The following is a 16,342-nucleotide window of genomic DNA, read 5'->3' on the forward strand; positions in this document are numbered from 1 at the left end:
GCGCGGGCGGTTCCCCGCGCTCTAGGTGCGAACCTCGACGGCCCGCGCCGGCACGATCCCCGCGGCCGCAAGGCCGGCGATCTCGCGGGCGGCGAACCCCGCCTCGAGGAGCACCTCCTCGGAGTGCTCGCCCGGCAGCGGGGCGGGACGCGTCACCGCCGCCGGCGTTTCGCTCAGCCGCACCGGACTGCCGACCACGGCCGTCCGTCCGAGCGTCGGGTGGTCGAGCGCCACCACCATCTCGTTGTGGACGACCTGCGGGTGGGCCACCACTTCCGGATAGGTGGCGATCGAGCCGCACATGATGTCGGCGGCGTCCAGCACGGACACCCACTCCGCCGAGGTCCGCGTTCGAAACATCGGGACGAGCGCATCGCGCAGCGCGCCGCGGTGGCGCACGCGTCCCTCGTTGGAATCGAAGCGAGGATCGGCGGTGAGGTCCGGCCGGCCGAGCACCTCGCACAACCGGACCCAGCGCTCCGGGGTATATGCGGCCACCATGACAAAGCCGTCGCGCGTCGGGAACGCTTCGTTCGGGGCGGCGTACGCGGCCCCGCTGCCGGTGCGGCCGGGCGGCTCCCCCGAGGCGAGATACATCGCGAGGGGCACGGCCTGAAATGCCAGCAGCGCGTCGAGCAGCGCCACGTCCACCCGCTGTCCCCGGCCGGTGCGCTCGCGCGCGAACAGCGCGGCGAGCACGCCCTGCGCAGCCAGAAACCCCGCGCAGGTGTCCGCCGCGGGAACGCCGACCTTGACCGGGCCGCCGTCCGGCTCACCGGTCACGCTCATCAGGCCGCTCGCGCCCTGGACGATGCCGTCGACGCCCGGCCGGTGACGCCACGGGCCGTCCTGGCCGAACGCCGAGATGGCGCAGTAGACGAGCCGCGGATGGCGCGCGGTCAGCGTCTCGTAGTCGAGCCCCACCTTGCCCATCACGCCCGGCCGGAAGCTTTCGACGAGGACGTCGCTGCGCGCCGCGAGCCGCGCGACGACGTCGCGCCCGCCGGGCCGCTTGAGGTCGACGACAATGCTGCGCTTGTTGCGGTTCATCCCGATGAACGCCGCCGCCACCCCTCCGACGAACGGCGGGCCGAGCGCCCTTCCCCACTCGCCGCCGGGCGGCTCGACCTTGACGACCCGGGCGCCGAGATCGCCGAGATGCATCGTGCAGATCGGCCCCGCGGCCCCCTGCGAGAGGTCGAGAACGCGAACGCCGTCAAGCGCGCCCATCCCGCCTCCTCGCGCCGCCGAGCGCGCCGACCGCGTAGTCGCCGAATTCGTCGGCGATCTGCTCGGCGCGATACTGGCCGGCCGGCTGATACCAGCGCACGACCCAGTTGACGATCCCGAGCACGGCGAACCCGGCCAGCCGCACGTCGGTCGGCGCGAACTCGCCGGCGTATACGCCGTCCGCGACGATGCGGCGGAACAGGGCCTCGTAGCGATCCCGCGTGGCCTGATGGGCGGCCCGGTACTCGGGCGCGAGCCAGCGTCCTTCCTCGAGAAAACATGCGACATTGTCACGGTCGCGCGCCAGCGTGAGAATGTGCAGACCCACCGCCTCACGAAGCCGCTCGGCCGCCGGCGCGTCGCCGGCGGCGATGCGTTCGAGCTCCGGCAGCGAGTCTTCCAGCGCGTGCTGGAGGATCTCAAAGAGCAGCCGCTGCTTGCCGGTGATGTAGTGGTACAACGATCCCTTCTTCAGGCCCACCGCGTCCGCGATGCTCTGGACCGTCGTGCGTTCGAACCCCTGCCGGCGGAACAACGCGGCGGCCGCCTTGAGGATCTGGCCGCGCATCCCCTCGTCCCGCGCCCGTGGACGTTCGGCCGCGGCGACCGGCCCCGCCGGCCTCGCCCGAAGCGCGGGCACGGCGTCCGTGTTCGCCGCCGCTCCCGGCGGTGCGGAGGCACGATGCCGGAGGGTCTCCGTCATGACCCGCCCGGGCTCCGCCGCATCGCCGGCAGGAGGCCGCGAAGCGGCCGGCCGGAGGTCCCGCGCCAGACGGGGAGGTCCTTGGGCCTGCGGCGCGGGCCAAAGATGCGCAGAGAGGGCGCGCCGGCCGCAAGTTTCCGTCCCGCATCGAACGCCGCCAGATTGAGCGTGCGCGAGAACTCCGGCACGCGGCGCGCGGCGACCTCCGCGAGGATCTCCGGCGGGACGGCCGCGGTAAGCTCGCACACTAGACCCAGCATCACCATGTTCGCGCCCAGTGCCGATCCCGTGAGGGCGCGGGCCGTCTCGATGATCGGCAGCGCGTAACCGGCGGCCGCATCGTCCGCGGCAACTGTGACCCGCCCCGCGTCCACGATCGCCATCCCGGAGGACACGAGCGCGCGCCGCGATCGGTCCCATGCCTCCTGCGTGAGCGCGGCCAGCACGTCGAGCTGGCGGGGCACTGGAAACGCCACGCGGCGTTCGCTGATGATCACGTCGGACCGGCTCGCGCCTCCCCGCGACTCAGGCCCGTGGGCCTGGGTGCAGACGACCCGGCGGCCCGCCGCCACGGCGGCTTCGGCCAGGATCAGCCCGGCGAGCGCGATGCCCTGTCCCCCTGCGCCGCCGAGGCGAATCGCGAGCGTCATGATCGGGCCCCCACCGCGGGCACGAGCGCGCGCACCCGCGCACCGAACTCCGGCCGTTCGACCTCGACGAGCACGCCGGTCTCGACGGGCCCCGCCGCCACCGCCGGGCGGCTCTCGTGCAGGAGCGTGGGCTCGCCGAGCGCGAGCGGGGCGTCGATCGCCGCCGCCGCGCGCTTCTGGCCGTACAGCATCGCCGTGGGGCTGCCCAGCCGGTTGTAGCGGCCGTACACCTCCGGGCAGTCGCTGATCACCTCGACGAAGGCGAACCCCGCGTGGCGCAGCCCGCGCGCGAAGAGGTCCTCGAGCACCGCCGGCTCGTAGGCGATGCCCCGCGCCACGAACGTCGCGCCGGCCGCGGCCATCAGGCGGCACGCGTCGAACGGCGGCTCGATGTTCCCGTACGGGGACGTGGTCGTCGTGCCCGCGGTCGGCGTCGTCGGTGCAAGCTGCCCCCCGGTCATCCCGTATACCTGGTTGTTGAAGAGCAGACACGTCAGGTCGATGTTCCGCCGCGCGGCGTGGATGAGGTGGTTGCCGCCGATCGCCAACCCGTCGCCGTCGCCGGTGATCACGATCACGTGGAGATCCGGGCGCGCGAGCTTCAGGCCCGTGGCAAACGCCGGCGCCCGCCCATGGGTGGTGTGCAGCGTGCAGAAGTCCATGCTGCCCGGCAGCCGGCTGCTGCACCCGATGCCGGCCACGACGGCCACCGAGTCCTGCGCCAGCCCGAGGCGGTCGATGGCTCGGAGGAGCGCGCCGGCGACGATCCCGTGGCTGCAGCCCGGACAGAGAATGTGCGGCATCTGCTCCGGACGCAAGAAGCGGCGGATGTCGCTCATCACACGCGCCCCCCGACCGGACAGCGCGTCTCCAGGCACGCGAGGATTTGCTCGGGATCGATCAGCTCCCCATCGGCGCGGCAGCACGGAACGACGGGCACCCGGCCGCCCACGGCGCGCTCGACCTCCCGGCTGATCTGGCCGAGGTTCATCTCCGCGACCACAAGCGCCTTGACCGATGCGGCGACGCTGCGCACGATGCGGTCGGGAAACGGCCAAAGCACGAGAGGGCGCAGCAGACCCGCGCGGAGCCCGAGCCGCCGCGCCTCGCCGACGGCCTCTTCCGCCGCGCGCGCGGCGCTTCCGCAGGCGACGACCGCGATCTCGGCATCGTCGAGGTGGAGGCTCCGGACCGGCACCACCACGTCCTCGAAGGTTGCGATCTTGTCCAGCCGGCGGCGCTGGTGCGCCGCGATCGTTCCGGGGTCCTGGGTGGGATAGCCGCGATCGTCGTGCGCCAGGCCGGTGACGTGGAACCGGTACCCGCTCCCGAAGTCCGCCATCGGCGCGATACCGTCCGCGTCCGGTGCGTACGGCCGGTACACCGGGGGCGCCACCGCCGGACGCCGCCGGCCCGGCACGCCGCCGCGCGGCGCCTCAAGCAGCACCGCCTCCTCGCGCATGTGCGCGATCACCTCGTCGTAGAGCACGACGACCGGTGTCCGGAAGCGCTCCGCGAGCGCAAACGCCGCGACGGTCAGCTCGTACACCTCGGGGACCGACGCCGGGGTCAGGACGAGGCTCGGGACGTCGCCGTGCGTCCCCCAGCGCGCCTGCATGACGTCCCCTTGGGACGGCGAGGTCGGAAGCCCGGTGCTCGGCCCGCCGCGCATGACGTTCACGATCACGCACGGCACCTCGGCCATGGCCGCGAAGCCGATGTGCTCCTGCATGAGGGAGAACCCGGGCCCGCTCGTGGCCGTCATCGCGCGCAGGCCGCCGAGCGATGCCCCGATCACCGCGGCGAGGGAGCCGATCTCGTCCTCCATTTGCACGAACACGCCGCCCACGGCGGGGAGCCGCCGGGCCATTCCCTCGGCGATCTCCGACGAGGGCGTGATGGGATACCCGGCATAGAAGCGGCAGCCGGCCGCGACCGCGCCGGCCACGCACGCGGCGTTCCCCTGTACAAGTTGCGGCTGATCGCTCACGAGAGTCCTCCCGCCGGGCGCACGGCGATGGCGAAATCGGGACAGAACCACTCGCAGAGCCGGCAGCCCGTGCACGCAGCCATGTCGACGACCTCGACGACGGCGCGATCGTTGAGGCGAAGGCAGGCTTCCGGGCAGATACGCACGCAGATGTCGCACCCTTTGCACCACGCGGCGGTGATCTCGGGCGCGCCGGCACGGCGCTCCTCGGCCGGCCTCACGGGGCGTCTTGGCTCATGGCGTAGGCCCGCGGCCGGCACCGGCTGGAGGACGCCGCCTTCCCGAAATGCGCGCAGGTTCATCTCGACGGTGCGCGCGGGCACGTGCCGGGCCAGCGTCGCCTCCCACACGTCCCGGGGAAAATCCAAGGTCTCGGCGAGCACGCCGAGCAACACCGTGTTCGCCACATGCGCGGAGCCGAGACGCCGCGCCACCTCCAGGGCGTCGACGGTCTCTACCGGCCCGCCATGATCGCCGAGGGCCGCACCGTCGAACGAGGGATAGGCCCGCGTCCATCCACGATGATCAAGGTGGGCGGCCGGCGGCACGATCTGCGCCGTGTTCACGATCAAGACCCCGCCGGGGCGCAGGTAGGCGCGCCACCGCAGTCCCTCGGCCCATTCGAGCGCTACCACCGCATCGGCCTCGCCGGCCCCGATCAGGGGGCTGTGGACCGTGGGGCCGTAGCGGACGTGACTGAAGACGATGCCGCCGCGCTTCGACATGCCGTGGACCTCGCTCTTCTTGACGTCGAAACCGGCGGCGAGCGCGACGTCCGCGAGGATGTTGCCGGCCAGCACCACTCCCTGACCGCCCACGCCCACGATGAGCACGCTACGCGTTGCGGGCATCGGCCGCTCCCCCCCGCGCGGCGACGCCTCCGCGGCCGCCGGGCGGCGCGGACTCCCCTCGAAGCAGCACAATGGCGCCGGTGGGGCACAGTTGCGGGCAGATCGCGCATCCGGAGCACAACGCGGGATCGATCGTGACCTTGAACCGTCTCTCGTACCGCGCGGGCGTCCAGCCCAGCGCCGGACACCCGATCGCGATGCACGCCTGACAGGCCGTGCAGGCCTCGGCGACCACCCCGAACGGCGGCCGGCGGATCTTGGCCGGGGCTTCCACGCAGGGACGGTTCGTGATGACGACCGAGACCCCGGGATGCGCGACGGCGGCCTCGAGCGTCCGATGGGTAGCGCCGACGTCGTACGGGTCCACGACCTCGATCCACTCCACGCCCAGCGCGCGGCACAGCGCGACGAGGTCGGTGCGCGGCGCGCCGTCGCCTCGGATTGTCCGGCCGGTGGCCGGGTGTGGCTGTCCGCCGGTCATCGCGGTGGTGCCGTTGTCGAGGATCAGCACGGTAATCGGCGTGCGATTGTAAACGGCGTCCAGCAGCGCGGGAATGCCGGCATGGAGGAACGTCGAATCGCCCAAGGTGGCCACGATGGGGCCGGTGCGCGCGCCGGAACGCGCAAGCCCGATCGCCATCCCGATGCTCGACCCCATGGCCAGCGTGGTATCAATCGCCCCGAGCGGAGGCAGCGCGGCCAACGTGTAGCAGCCGATGTCGCCGGCGACGACCGCCCCCATCTCTCGCAGCGCCATGTACGGCACCGTGTGAGGACAGCCGGGGCACAGGACCGGAGGTCGGGGAGACGCCGGCGCCGCCGGCACCTCCCGCGCCGGGGGCGCCGCCAGTCCCCCGGCCCGGGCGAAGCCGTCACGCACGAGGTCCGGCGTGAGCTCGCCTGTCCTCGGGAAGTACGCCTTGCCTTCCACGGAGAGGCCCGCGGCCCGCAGGGCGTCTTCGACCACCGGCTCGAGCTCTTCGACGACGAACAGCCGGTCGACCGACGCGGCAAAGTCCCGAATGCGGCCGAGGGGCAGTGGGAACGAGAACCCCAGCTGAAGGACGCTGGCTTCGGGCAGCACCTCGCGCACGTACTGGGCGGCGACGCCGCTTGTGATCACGCCGAGGCGTCGATCGCGCAGTTCCACGCGGTTGAGGGGCGAGGTCTCGGCCTCGGCGGCGAGACGGGACAGCCGGTCAAGCAGGACGGGATGACGGCGGCGGGCATGCGCCGGCAGCATGACGTACTTGGCGGGGTCGCGGCGGAATCCCCGGGCCTCGGGGCACCGCCGTTCGCCGATCTCGACGACTCCGCTCCCGTGGCTGACGCGCGTCGTGGTCCGCACGAGCACCGGAGTATCGTAGGCCTCGCTCAGATCGAACGCCGACGCGGTGAACGCCTTGGCCTCCGCCGAATCCGCCGGCTCCAGCAGCGGGATCCCGGCGAACCGGGCGTAAAGGCGATTGTCCTGCTCGTTTTGAGAACTATGCATCCCGGGGTCGTCGGCCGAGACGACAACCAAGCCCGCCCCCACGCCCGTGTACGCCGCCGAGAGGAACGTGTCCGCGGCCACGTTCAGCCCGACGTGTTTCATGGCGGCCAGCGCGCGAACGCCGCCGAGGGAGGCCCCCAGCGCCACGTCCAGGGCGACTTTCTCGTTGGGGGACCACTCGACGTACACGCCCTCCCACTGCGCCAGTGTTTCGAGGATCTCGGTGCTGGGCGTGCCGGGATATCCGGCCGCCACCATCACGCCGGCTTCGTAGGCGCCCCGCGCCACCGCCTGGTTGCCGAGGAGCACCCCGCGCGAGACGGGGGCCCGGTCTTCCGGCTTAGGCTGGAGGCTCACGCGACCGGTGCCGTCCGGTATGACGACGCCCCTGACGTCACCAGCGCGAGGATCTCCTCGTCGCAGAGGACATGCGTGCTCGCTTTGGCACAGTCGAGCACGCGACGTACGAAGTCCGGATGCGGCGGGACGCGGTGCTGTTCGCACCAGTACACCACGTTGGCCTGTCCGCTCATGGGCCCGATGGTGAGCCGCTGTTCCCGGCCGACCTCCTCGGCGGGAACGCTGCTGTAGACTCGGTCCGCGAGCCAGCGGTCGTCCCGCCGCAACGCCTTGAGGATCGCGGCGGCGTGCACGCCGCTGCTCGTCTCGAACGCATCCTTGCCGACGACCGGATAGTTGGGCAGCATCGGCAGCCCCACGGCGTCGGCGACGGCCCGGCAGTACGCGGGGAGCGCCCGCAGATCGATCTCGACCCAGCCCATCCAGTCGAGCAGCCGCAGATTGACGAGCAATTGCTCCATGCTGGTGTTGCCGACCCGCTCGCCGATCCCCAGCGCGCACGCGTGCAACCGGTCCGCGCCGGCCTCTGCGGCCGCGAGCGCATTGATCACGTCCAGCCCACGATCGCGGTGGCCGTGCCAGTCGATGGCGATCGCATCGCCGACGACGCGACGCATGAACCGGACCAGCCGCCAGGCCCCCCAGGGCGTCGCGTGCCCGACCGTATCGGCCACACAGATCCGACCCGCCCCCGCCGCCACCGCAGCGGTGTAGAGACGCCGCAGGTCATCCGGCCGGGCCCGCGTGGTGTCCTCGGTGACGAACATCACCTCGAGCCCCAGGCGGCGCGCGTGCGTCACCGCGGCGTCGGCGGTACGAAGCAGAAACTCGACGTCCCAGCCCTCGACGTACTGGCGGATGGGGCTGCTCCCGAGGAAGAGCGCGGCTTCGATCGCGACACCGCTCCGCTGCTGGGCCTCCGCGATCGGGACGATGTCGGCCTCGGTGGTCCGGCCGGCGCAATTCGGCCGGAGATGCAGCCGGTGGCCGCGGATTTCGCGGGCCAGCGCCACCACGTCGTCGAGCGCCTGCGGGCCGGCGCCGGGATAGCCGAGATTCACGGCGGAGATTCCGAGATCGTCCATGAGGTGCAGGATCACGCGCTTCTGCTCCGCCGACGGCTGCCGCACGGAGGGACTCTGCAACCCGTCGCGGAGCGTCTCGTCGTTGATGTCGAGCGGTCCGCGTGGCCGGCGCGGGCGTTGCCCCGCCGTGTTCCAGTCGTAGATCAGATCCACGGGCTTGATCATTTGGTTCCCCTCCTGGGGCGTCGGTCGATGACGCGGAGTGCCTTCCCCTCGCTCCGCGGGATTTCGCCCGGTGCCAGCACGGCGACCACGGCCGACAGTCCGAGATTCGCGCGCAGGGCGCTCTCCGCGCGGCGCGCGAGCGCAACGGTCTCGGTCGCGCCGGCGTCGCGGCGTTCGATGTGCACTTCGAGCACGTCGAGCGCCCGCGGCCGGTGGATCACGATCTGGTAGTGCGGGGTGAGATCCGGAATACGCAGGAGCACCGCCTCGATGTCCGACGGGAACAGGTTGACGCCGCGTACGATCAGCATGTCGTCGATCCGGCCGCCGACGCGCGCCATGCGGACGAGCGTGCGGCCGCACGCGCATGGCTCCGGATCGAGCGACGTGATGTCGCCCGTCCGGTACCGGAGCAGCGGGGCCGCCTCCTTGGTCAGCGTGGTCAGCACGAGTTCCCCCGGCGTCCCCGGCGGAAGCGGCGCGCCGGTCGCCGGGTCGACCACCTCGGGGAAGAAGTGGTCCTCCTGCACGTGCAGCCCGCCTCTGGCTTCGCACTCCGCCGCGACGCCCGGCCCGATCACCTCGCTGAGCCCGTAGATATCCGAGGCGCGGATGCCGAGACGGCCCTCAATCTCCGCCCGTGTCGCCTCGCACCAGGGCTCCGCCCCGAACGCCCCGCAGCGCAACGCGGGCGGCGGGCCGCCCGCCCCGTCGATGGCCTCCGCGATGTGCAGGGCGTACGATGGAGTGCAGCACAGGACCGTGACGCCGAACTCGCCCAGCAGCCGCACCTGGCGCGCCGTGTTCCCCGACGACGTGGGAAGGACCGCGGCCCCCAGACGCTGCGCTCCGTAATGGAAGCCGAGGCCCCCGGTGAACAGCCCGTATCCGAACGCGTTCTGAATGATGTCGCCGCGCCCCACGCCGCTGCTGGCCAGGCAACGCGCCATCGTCTCGCCCCAGGTCTCCCAATCGGCGCGCGTATAGGCGGCCGCGGTCGGCGTCCCGGTCGTGCCCGACGAGCAGTGAAACTCCGCAACCTGGTCCCGCGGGCAGGCGAGCAGGTCGAACGGGTACGCGCGGCGCAGGTCGTCCTTCGTCGTAAACGGCACACGGGCGAGATCGTCGACGCCACGGATGTCCCCCGCGCGGATGCCGGCGGCGTCGAGCCGCGCGCGGTAGAACGGCACGGCGTGGGAGACGCGCGCCACGGTCGCCTGCAGCCGTGTGTCTTGCCGCGCCCGGAGGGCCTCACGGTCGAGCGTCTCCACGCCGGGATTCCAGATCATCCGCGGCTCCCCGCGGCGCGCGCACGGCGCCGCAACAGCGGCCCGATCCCGCCGGCCCGCAGCACCTCCAGCATCGGCGCCGCGAGCGGCTGGCCCTGCAGGGTCGCGCCGGTTGCCGGGTTACGGACGATGCCGACCTCGAGGTCGACCTCGATCGCATCTCCGTCGGCGACGGCGTCCGCAGCGCCCGTGCACGGCAGCACCGGCAGGCCGATCGCGACCGCGTTGCGCAGAAACAGGCGTGCGAACGAGGCCGCGACCACGCACCCGACGCCGAGCGCCTTGAGCCCCTCCGGCGCCGTCTCGCGGCTACTCCCGCAGCCGAAGTTCCGGCCGGCGACGACGACGTCGCCCGAACGCACCTCGGTGGCGAAGCGCGGATTGACCGCCTCGAGCGTGTGCGCCGCGCGTTCGGCAAGCGGGACGACCGCGTAGGCGCCCGGAGACAGGACATCGGTACTGATGTCGTCACCGAGGCGCCACGCCCGGCCGAGAATGCGGAGACCCGGCTCACCCGTGGTCATGGAATCTCCTGCGCCGGCGGACCGAGGCCCAGGCCTGTGCCGCGCGCGCGCCACGGCCCCCGCGGCACCGGACACAGCAGGCGGCGCGGATCCGTGATGCGGCCGCGTATGGCGGTCGCGGCGACCGTCGCAGGCGACGCGAGGAAAATCTCCGCCTGCGGACTGCCCATCCGCCCGGGAAAGTTGCGGTTGTGCGTGCCGATGCAGCGCTCGCCGGCCGCGAGCACCCCGCCGTGTCCGCCAAAGCACGGCCCGCACCCGGCGGGCATCAGCAGCGCGCCGGCGTCCACGAGCGTCTCGAGAAGCCCTTCCGCCATGGCCTGACGCTCGACCTGCCAGGACGCGGGAGCGACCAACAGCCGGGTGCGCGGGTGCACGCGATGTCCCGCCAGGATCCGGGCGGCCACGCGCAGATCCTCGAGGCGGCCGTTCGTGCACGAGCCGAGGAACGCCTGATCGATCGGCGTGCCCTCGACCGCCTCGACGGGCTTGACCCGATCGACGGCGTGCGGGACGGCAACCTGCGGCCCGAGGGTCTCGAGTTGAATGCGCACGGTGCGCGCGTAGCGGGCATCGGCGTCGGGGCCGAACGCGTCCACGTCAATGCCGAGTTGGCGATAGTGCCGGAGGGTCCCGTCGTCGGCGGGAAACAGGCCGAACTTGGCGCCGAGTTCGACCGCCATGTTCGCGATCGTCAGGCGGCCCGCGACGTCCACCGCGCCGGCCGCCGGCCCGCCAAATTCCAGCGCCTGGTACTGGGCGCCGTCGGTGCCGATCTGTCCGGCCAGGGCGAGCACCACGTCCTTCCACATGACGCCCACGGCGAGCCGGCCGGCCAGCTCCACCAGGATCGTCGGAGGGACCTGAAACCACAGCTCTCCGGTCGCCAGGACGTAGGTCATTTCCGAGGTCCCGATTCCGGTGCCGCCGATCCCGAGGGCGCCGGCGGTCGTCGTGTGGGAATCGGTACCCACGAGCAGTTGCCCGGGCTGCGCCAACCCTTGCTCGGCGACGAGCTGGTGGCAGATGCCCGTGCCGGCGTCGAAAAAGTGCAGAATCTCGAACTCACGCACGTAATCGCGGATGCGGCGGTGAACCTCGGCGGCGGCCACCGACGGCGAGGGTACCAGGTGATCCAGCACGACCACGACGCGGGCCCGGTCCCACACCGACGCGAAGCCCGATCCGCGGAGCAGGTCGAACGCCGGAACCGCGAAGATGTCGTGGAGGAGCGCCAAATCCACGCGTCCCGTGACGAACTGGCCGGGAACCACGTCGGGCCGGCCGGAGGCGCGAGCGAAGATCTTCTCCGCCATGGTCATTCCCATCGGGGGCCCTCCCGATCGCGACGGCATGCCAACAGCCGCCCGACCAAACGGTCGGTTGATGTTCACTATGGGGCCGCACCCCGGCCAAGACAATGAAGCGTCCGCTTCATTGTGGTGATGCAAACGCTCCCGGCCGCCCGACCGAGGGATGAACTAGCCGGTGATGTGCATCTGATAGCCGCCGCGGAACGCCCGGCGCTCCGCAAAGCGCGTGATGCTGAACGCCTCGAGATCGACGTAGGAGCAGCGGCCGGTGACGACGTATTCCGCGATCGCCTCGCCCGTGGCCGGGCAAAGCTTGAACGAGTTGCCGCTGCCGCCGACGACTTGAAGGTAGCCGCGCACGCCTGGCACGGGGCCGAAGATCAGGTGGTAATCCGGGCTGATACCGTCGGGTCCCGACCATGAGCGCACGCGGGACATCCGGTCCGCCCACGGACAGCGCCGGACCAGATTGTCATGGATCTCCGCCTCGAAGAGCACCGGGGGACGCGGCGGGACGGCGTCCGGGTCAAGAACGTGTGTCTCCAACTCCGCGTTCTCGGACGAACCTCCGCCGGCCAGCATGAGGCCCGTCGCGTCCGGCCGGCAGTACGTCATGGTGGTCATGTCGATCCAGGTCGGGCTCGCACGATTCCACCCGCGGTACTGTGGGTTGAACGCCACCATCTGCAACAATCCCGGCCTCACAGGGATCTCCACGCCCACCATCCGGGCAATCCCGGCTGCCCACGCCCCGGCGCAGTTGACGACGAGCGACGTCCGAATCGGGCCCTGGTCCGTCACCACTCCGGACACGGCCCCGTTCCGGACGATGTCGATCACGGTGACGCCGGGATAGATCGTCGCGCCGAGCTCCCTTGCCTTGTCCACGAACGCCACGGCGGCGGAGTAGGGGTCCGCATAGCCCGCGTCCGCTTCGTACGCGGCGACCCCGAGGCCGTCGCTCGCGAACTCCGGGATCCAGCCGCGGACCTCCCCGGGATCGATCAGCTCGGTGTCCACGCCCACCTGCCGTTGCATTGCGACGACCCGCTTCATGTTGAGGACATCGCCCGCGCCGGCGGTGGCGATGAAGCCGTTCCGCACGTAATCGACCGGACGCCCGAGCTCGGCCTCCAGGTGCGGCCAGAGTTGGGCCGCCCGGTGCGCAAGCCGGACCATCGACGGGTTGGAATAGTGACACCGGATGATGCCGCCCGACGCCCCGGACGACGCCGCGCCGATGCCGCGGCGCTCGACCAGCGCGACCTGCTTGCCGGCTTTGGCGAGGTGATACGCCACGCTCGCCCCGTGGACTCCTCCGCCGATCACGACGATTTCGGCCTCAGGAGTCACGGCAGGTCTCCTTCCCGGCATCAGGCCACCCGGCGCACGTCCGACGCCTGAAGGCCTTCCAACCCTCGGAAGATGGTGAACTCCACTTCCTCTCCTTCGCGGAGGAACGCCGGACCGGGTGTGCCGACCGCCGAGTAGTGCACGAAGACCTTGGTCCCGGCCGGCGACTCGATAAAGCCAAATCCGGCGTTGACGCTGAACCAGGTGACACGCCCTCGTACTCGCTCAAGCGACACCGTCATGACGGGCCTCCTCCTCGATCGCGGGTGCGCGGTGCTGCGACGACAGACTACGCATGTTTCCAGACCGGCGCGCGCTTTTCAAGAAACGCGGCGATGCCCTCGGCCGCATCTGCGGTCGCGACGAGTTCCGACGTGTATAGCTCCGTGGCGTCGCGCAGGGCGCGCCGCACGGATTCGCGGCCGGCCGCGACCACCGCGCGCTTGGCGAAGCGAACCGCGGCCGCGCTGTGGGCCAGCACCGATGACTCGATGTCGTGCGTCGCCCGATCCAGGTCCCCGCGTGGGACGACACGGGTCACGAGTCCCAACCGGTGCGCGTCGACCGCCGAGATCGGCGCCCCCGTGAGCACGAGGGCGAGGGCACGCGTCTCGCCGACGAGGCGCGGGAGCAGCGCGGCCGCCGCGGGCGGGAACGCCGCCAGCGCGATCTCGGGCAGGCCGAAGCGCGCGTCCTCGGCGGCCACCACCAGATCGCACAGCAGCGCGAGCTCCCATCCTCCCCCGAGCGCCGGACCCTGCACCGACGCGATCAGAACCTGGCGCAGCGACAGCATCCGGTCGGCCACTTGCTCGAACGCCTCGAGCATCGGCCGCGCGCGGTCGGGAGCGTGTGCGGCCACATCCACCCCGGCGCAAAAGGCCCGCGGGCCGGTCGACGTCAATGTGGCGATGGTAACGTCCGGCATCGCGGCCAGCCGTCCGCAGGCCGACGCGAGCGCCTGCAACATCGGGAGGGTGAGAATGCCGAGCGGGGGCCGATCGATCACAATCCGGGCCGCGCGGCCGTCGACCGTCAGCGTGACCTGCCCATCGGTCCCGCTCACCGGACGCGCGCCTCCCGCGGCGTCGCGTATCCGTCGAGGAAGATCCGGGCCATGCCGTCGGCCAGCGCGTCGGCGTCGCCGTCGACGTCCGGCCGGTACCACATGTGAATCCAGTTGAGCATGCCGAACAGTCCCATCGTCGCGAGGCGCAGCGGCACCGTGTCGATGGCGACGTCCGAGACGACCTTGCGGCAGATCGTGTAATAGCGGTGACGGAGGGCGTAGATCTGAGCGGCGTGCGCGCCCTGCAGCGCGTCCAGTTCCCGGGTCAGCACTTTCATCTCACTCACGTGGCGCAGAAAGTGGTCGAGGTGATTGCGAATGAGCGCCCGCACGCGGGCCCTGGGATCGGGCGTGCGGGCCAATTCCTGGGTCAGAGCGTCCAGCACCATGGAGAAACTGCGCTCGCAGATATGAAACAGCAGTTCTTCCTTGCCGCGAACGTAATAATAGAGACCGGCGACGCTCATCCCGGCGCCGTGCGCGACATCCCGAATCGTCGTTCGCTCGTACCCCTGGGATGCAAACAGCGACGCGGCGGTCTCGAGAATCGTCTCCCGTCGAGCATCGTATTCCATCGCCACATCCGTTCGCGTCGTCGATCCTGTCGGTCGAGCGCTCGATCGCTTGTGCCCACCGTACCGGCCCGGGAGGGAGGAGACAATGACGAACCTGGCTCATTTGCATGAAGCAAACGCCGCAGCGGCATCGGATCCTCGCCCGATATCCGTGCCGCCCCCTCTGCGCTACTCTCGCGGCAAGATGCCGGGGACCGCCATTCTGCGGAGCGTCCTCCTCGCCGCGGCGCACCGGCCGCGGATTGCGGCCGCGGTGCGCCGCCACGGCCTGCGGCTCGGCGCGGCCCGGTTTGTGGCCGGGGAATCCCTGGACGAGTGCGTCCCAGTCCTGCGAAGACTCAACGAGCGGGGTCTGCTCACGAACACGACCATCCTGGGCGAAGGCGTCACGGACGCCGGAATCGCGGAGTCGGTCGTCCGGGGCTATATTGCCGTACTGGATCGGGTGGCCCGAGAGCAGCTGCAGACGAACATCGCGGTGAAGCTCACGAACCTCGGACTGGACCTCGGCGAGGACATCGCGTACCGCAACGTCGCGCGGCTCGTGGAAATCGCGGCCCAGCGCGCCAATTTCGTCCGCATCGACATGGAAGAGTCGCCTCGGGTCGATACCACCCTGCGCATCTATAGGCGGCTGCGGGGCGAGGGCCACGAGAGAGTCGGCCTTGCGCTGCAGGCGTACCTCTATCGCAGCGAGCACGATCTGCAGAGCCTGCGGCCGCTGGCGCCCAACGTACGGATCGTCAAAGGCGCCTATCTCGAGCCGGCGGACGTCGCCTACCCGCGTAAGGCGGATGTCGACCGCAGCTACGTCCGTCTCGCCGAACACGCCCTCCTGTCAGACGGCTACGCCGCGATCGCCACCCATGACGACCGGATCATCGACCAGGTCATCGACGTGACGACGCGGCGTGGGATTCCCCGGGAGCGGTTCGAATTCCAGATGCTGTACGGCGTGCGGCCGCGGCTCCAGTCGGACCTCGCGAGCCGCGGGTATCGCGTGCGGATCGCGGCCCCGCACGGCCCGGAATGGTCGACATATCTCATACGGCGGCTCGCCGAACGGCCGGCGAACGTGCTCTTTGCGCTGCGCAGTCTCGTGCGCCGATAGAGCGCGTCCGCGGCGGATCCCGCCGCGGACGCGGTGGTGCCGAGGTAGGGCCGGGACCGACGCCTACATCGCCACGATGAACCCCGCCATATACCCCTCTTTGCTGGGCCCGGCGTAGCCCTGCTCCATCGCCCAGCCGTGGCCGCCCGCGTCGCAGGTGAGCGCGCAATACCAGCGGTACGTGCCGGCCTTCGGAACCGTGAACTGCGCGGTCGTGGTGACCGGCTTCACGTCGTCGCCGACCTGCTGGCCGCCTTTGATCGTGATGTTCAGATTCAGTTTGGGCGCGGTGAGGGTGTGCGCGCCCTCGTCGTAATTGATGAAGTCGATCGCCACCGGCGCGCCTGCCGTGACGACGAAGCTGGACGGGACGAATGCGTCATGGCCCTTGCCGTCGGGCCCGAGAATACCCGTCTTGCCCCTGAAAATGTACACCGTGACCGTTTGCCCGGCCGCGGCGCGCACCCGCGCGAGCGGTCCGGCCACGAGGACCCCTGCCAACCCGCCGGCCGCCACAGCCAAAGCCTCGCGCCGGCTCACGTTCTTGACCATCGGTCTCCCCTCCCCACACTTGACTCG

17 protein-coding genes are annotated in these 16,342 nt (G+C 71.1%); 1 reads left to right on the top strand and 16 read right to left on the bottom strand.

Going from position 1 to position 16,342, the window contains the following annotated elements; translation table 11 throughout:
* Positions 1–21: 21 nt before the first annotated feature.
* The 15 genes from VGZ23_06755 to VGZ23_06825 form a co-directional block, all read right to left on the bottom strand.
* A complete protein-coding gene (locus VGZ23_06755; protein ID HEV2357295.1) occupies positions 22–1,230 on the bottom strand; it encodes a CoA transferase in 1,209 nt (402 codons plus the stop codon).
* Positions 1,217–1,933 carry a TetR/AcrR family transcriptional regulator gene (locus tag VGZ23_06760; GenBank protein HEV2357296.1) on the bottom strand — a complete coding sequence of 239 codons (717 nt, stop codon included), beginning with the start codon at positions 1,931–1,933 and terminating at the stop codon, positions 1,217–1,219. The genes VGZ23_06755 and VGZ23_06760 overlap by 14 nt, the downstream gene beginning before the upstream one ends.
* Positions 1,930–2,583, bottom strand: a complete 654-nt coding sequence (locus VGZ23_06765) for a 2-oxoacid:acceptor oxidoreductase family protein (protein ID HEV2357297.1) — start codon at positions 2,581–2,583, stop codon at positions 1,930–1,932. Before VGZ23_06765 ends, VGZ23_06760 begins: the two co-directional genes overlap by 4 nt.
* Positions 2,580–3,422 (bottom strand): thiamine pyrophosphate-dependent enzyme, encoded by an 843-nt coding sequence (locus tag VGZ23_06770; protein HEV2357298.1) that lies wholly within the window; start codon positions 3,420–3,422, stop codon positions 2,580–2,582. The genes VGZ23_06765 and VGZ23_06770 overlap by 4 nt, the downstream gene beginning before the upstream one ends.
* Positions 3,422–4,573 (bottom strand): 2-oxoacid:acceptor oxidoreductase subunit alpha, encoded by a 1,152-nt coding sequence (locus VGZ23_06775; GenBank protein ID HEV2357299.1) that lies wholly within the window; start codon positions 4,571–4,573, stop codon positions 3,422–3,424. Before VGZ23_06775 ends, VGZ23_06770 begins: the two co-directional genes overlap by 1 nt.
* A complete protein-coding gene (locus VGZ23_06780; protein ID HEV2357300.1) occupies positions 4,570–5,424 on the bottom strand; it encodes a 2-oxoacid:acceptor oxidoreductase family protein in 855 nt (284 codons plus the stop codon). Before VGZ23_06780 ends, VGZ23_06775 begins: the two co-directional genes overlap by 4 nt.
* Complete coding sequence (gene iorA / locus VGZ23_06785) at positions 5,408–7,276, bottom strand: indolepyruvate ferredoxin oxidoreductase subunit alpha (GenBank protein HEV2357301.1); 1,869 nt, start codon at positions 7,274–7,276, stop codon at positions 5,408–5,410. Before iorA ends, VGZ23_06780 begins: the two co-directional genes overlap by 17 nt.
* A complete protein-coding gene (locus tag VGZ23_06790; protein HEV2357302.1) occupies positions 7,273–8,529 on the bottom strand; it encodes a LeuA family protein in 1,257 nt (418 codons plus the stop codon). The genes iorA and VGZ23_06790 overlap by 4 nt, the downstream gene beginning before the upstream one ends.
* Positions 8,526–9,818, bottom strand: coding sequence for a phenylacetate--CoA ligase (locus VGZ23_06795; protein ID HEV2357303.1), 1,293 nt, complete (start codon positions 9,816–9,818; stop codon positions 8,526–8,528). The genes VGZ23_06790 and VGZ23_06795 overlap by 4 nt, the downstream gene beginning before the upstream one ends.
* Positions 9,815–10,342 carry a 3-isopropylmalate dehydratase small subunit gene (leuD, locus tag VGZ23_06800; GenBank protein HEV2357304.1) on the bottom strand — a complete coding sequence of 176 codons (528 nt, stop codon included), beginning with the start codon at positions 10,340–10,342 and terminating at the stop codon, positions 9,815–9,817. The genes VGZ23_06795 and leuD overlap by 4 nt, the downstream gene beginning before the upstream one ends.
* Positions 10,339–11,670 carry a 3-isopropylmalate dehydratase large subunit gene (locus VGZ23_06805; GenBank protein ID HEV2357305.1) on the bottom strand — a complete coding sequence of 444 codons (1,332 nt, stop codon included), beginning with the start codon at positions 11,668–11,670 and terminating at the stop codon, positions 10,339–10,341. Before VGZ23_06805 ends, leuD begins: the two co-directional genes overlap by 4 nt.
* A 153-nt stretch (positions 11,671–11,823) precedes the next feature.
* A complete protein-coding gene (locus VGZ23_06810; GenBank protein ID HEV2357306.1) occupies positions 11,824–13,008 on the bottom strand; it encodes an FAD-binding oxidoreductase in 1,185 nt (394 codons plus the stop codon).
* 20 nt (positions 13,009–13,028) lie between these two features.
* Positions 13,029–13,250 carry a cold shock domain-containing protein gene (locus tag VGZ23_06815; GenBank protein HEV2357307.1) on the bottom strand — a complete coding sequence of 74 codons (222 nt, stop codon included), beginning with the start codon at positions 13,248–13,250 and terminating at the stop codon, positions 13,029–13,031.
* A 47-nt stretch (positions 13,251–13,297) separates the two neighbouring features.
* Positions 13,298–14,074 carry an enoyl-CoA hydratase-related protein gene (locus VGZ23_06820; GenBank protein ID HEV2357308.1) on the bottom strand — a complete coding sequence of 259 codons (777 nt, stop codon included), beginning with the start codon at positions 14,072–14,074 and terminating at the stop codon, positions 13,298–13,300.
* Positions 14,071–14,652: a TetR/AcrR family transcriptional regulator gene (locus VGZ23_06825; GenBank protein HEV2357309.1), complete on the bottom strand. Its 582-nt coding sequence runs from the start codon at positions 14,650–14,652 to the stop codon at positions 14,071–14,073. The genes VGZ23_06820 and VGZ23_06825 overlap by 4 nt, the downstream gene beginning before the upstream one ends.
* A gap of 184 nt (positions 14,653–14,836) precedes the next feature.
* On the opposite strand from VGZ23_06825, the gene VGZ23_06830 reads away from it, so the two are divergent.
* Complete coding sequence (locus VGZ23_06830) at positions 14,837–15,763, top strand: proline dehydrogenase family protein (protein HEV2357310.1); 927 nt, start codon at positions 14,837–14,839, stop codon at positions 15,761–15,763.
* Positions 15,764–15,826: 63 nt separating this feature from the next.
* On the opposite strand, the gene VGZ23_06835 is transcribed toward VGZ23_06830, so the two are convergent.
* A complete protein-coding gene (locus VGZ23_06835; GenBank protein ID HEV2357311.1) occupies positions 15,827–16,315 on the bottom strand; it encodes a hypothetical protein in 489 nt (162 codons plus the stop codon).
* Positions 16,316–16,342: the final 27 nt, after the last annotated feature.

Source organism: bacterium (assembly GCA_035945995.1).
Classification (GTDB): domain Bacteria; phylum Sysuimicrobiota; class Sysuimicrobiia; order Sysuimicrobiales; family Segetimicrobiaceae; genus DASSJF01.

Coding starts and splice junctions, on each gene's coding strand:
- VGZ23_06760 (HEV2357296.1), bottom strand. CDS start 1,933: ATGACGGAGACCCTCCGGCATCGTGCCTCCGCACCGCCGGGAGCGGCG.
- VGZ23_06755 (HEV2357295.1), bottom strand. CDS start 1,230: ATGGGCGCGCTTGACGGCGTTCGCGTTCTCGACCTCTCGCAGGGGGCC.
- VGZ23_06770 (HEV2357298.1), bottom strand. CDS start 3,422: ATGAGCGACATCCGCCGCTTCTTGCGTCCGGAGCAGATGCCGCACATT.
- VGZ23_06790 (HEV2357302.1), bottom strand. CDS start 8,529: ATGATCAAGCCCGTGGATCTGATCTACGACTGGAACACGGCGGGGCAA.
- VGZ23_06825 (HEV2357309.1), bottom strand. CDS start 14,652: ATGGAATACGATGCTCGACGGGAGACGATTCTCGAGACCGCCGCGTCG.
- leuD (HEV2357304.1), bottom strand. CDS start 10,342: ATGACCACGGGTGAGCCGGGTCTCCGCATTCTCGGCCGGGCGTGGCGC.
- VGZ23_06835 (HEV2357311.1), bottom strand. CDS start 16,315: ATGGTCAAGAACGTGAGCCGGCGCGAGGCTTTGGCTGTGGCGGCCGGC.
- VGZ23_06830 (HEV2357310.1), top strand. CDS start 14,837: ATGCCGGGGACCGCCATTCTGCGGAGCGTCCTCCTCGCCGCGGCGCAC.
- VGZ23_06815 (HEV2357307.1), bottom strand. CDS start 13,250: ATGACGGTGTCGCTTGAGCGAGTACGAGGGCGTGTCACCTGGTTCAGC.
- VGZ23_06780 (HEV2357300.1), bottom strand. CDS start 5,424: ATGCCCGCAACGCGTAGCGTGCTCATCGTGGGCGTGGGCGGTCAGGGA.
- VGZ23_06765 (HEV2357297.1), bottom strand. CDS start 2,583: ATGACGCTCGCGATTCGCCTCGGCGGCGCAGGGGGACAGGGCATCGCG.
- VGZ23_06795 (HEV2357303.1), bottom strand. CDS start 9,818: ATGATCTGGAATCCCGGCGTGGAGACGCTCGACCGTGAGGCCCTCCGG.
- VGZ23_06805 (HEV2357305.1), bottom strand. CDS start 11,670: ATGGGAATGACCATGGCGGAGAAGATCTTCGCTCGCGCCTCCGGCCGG.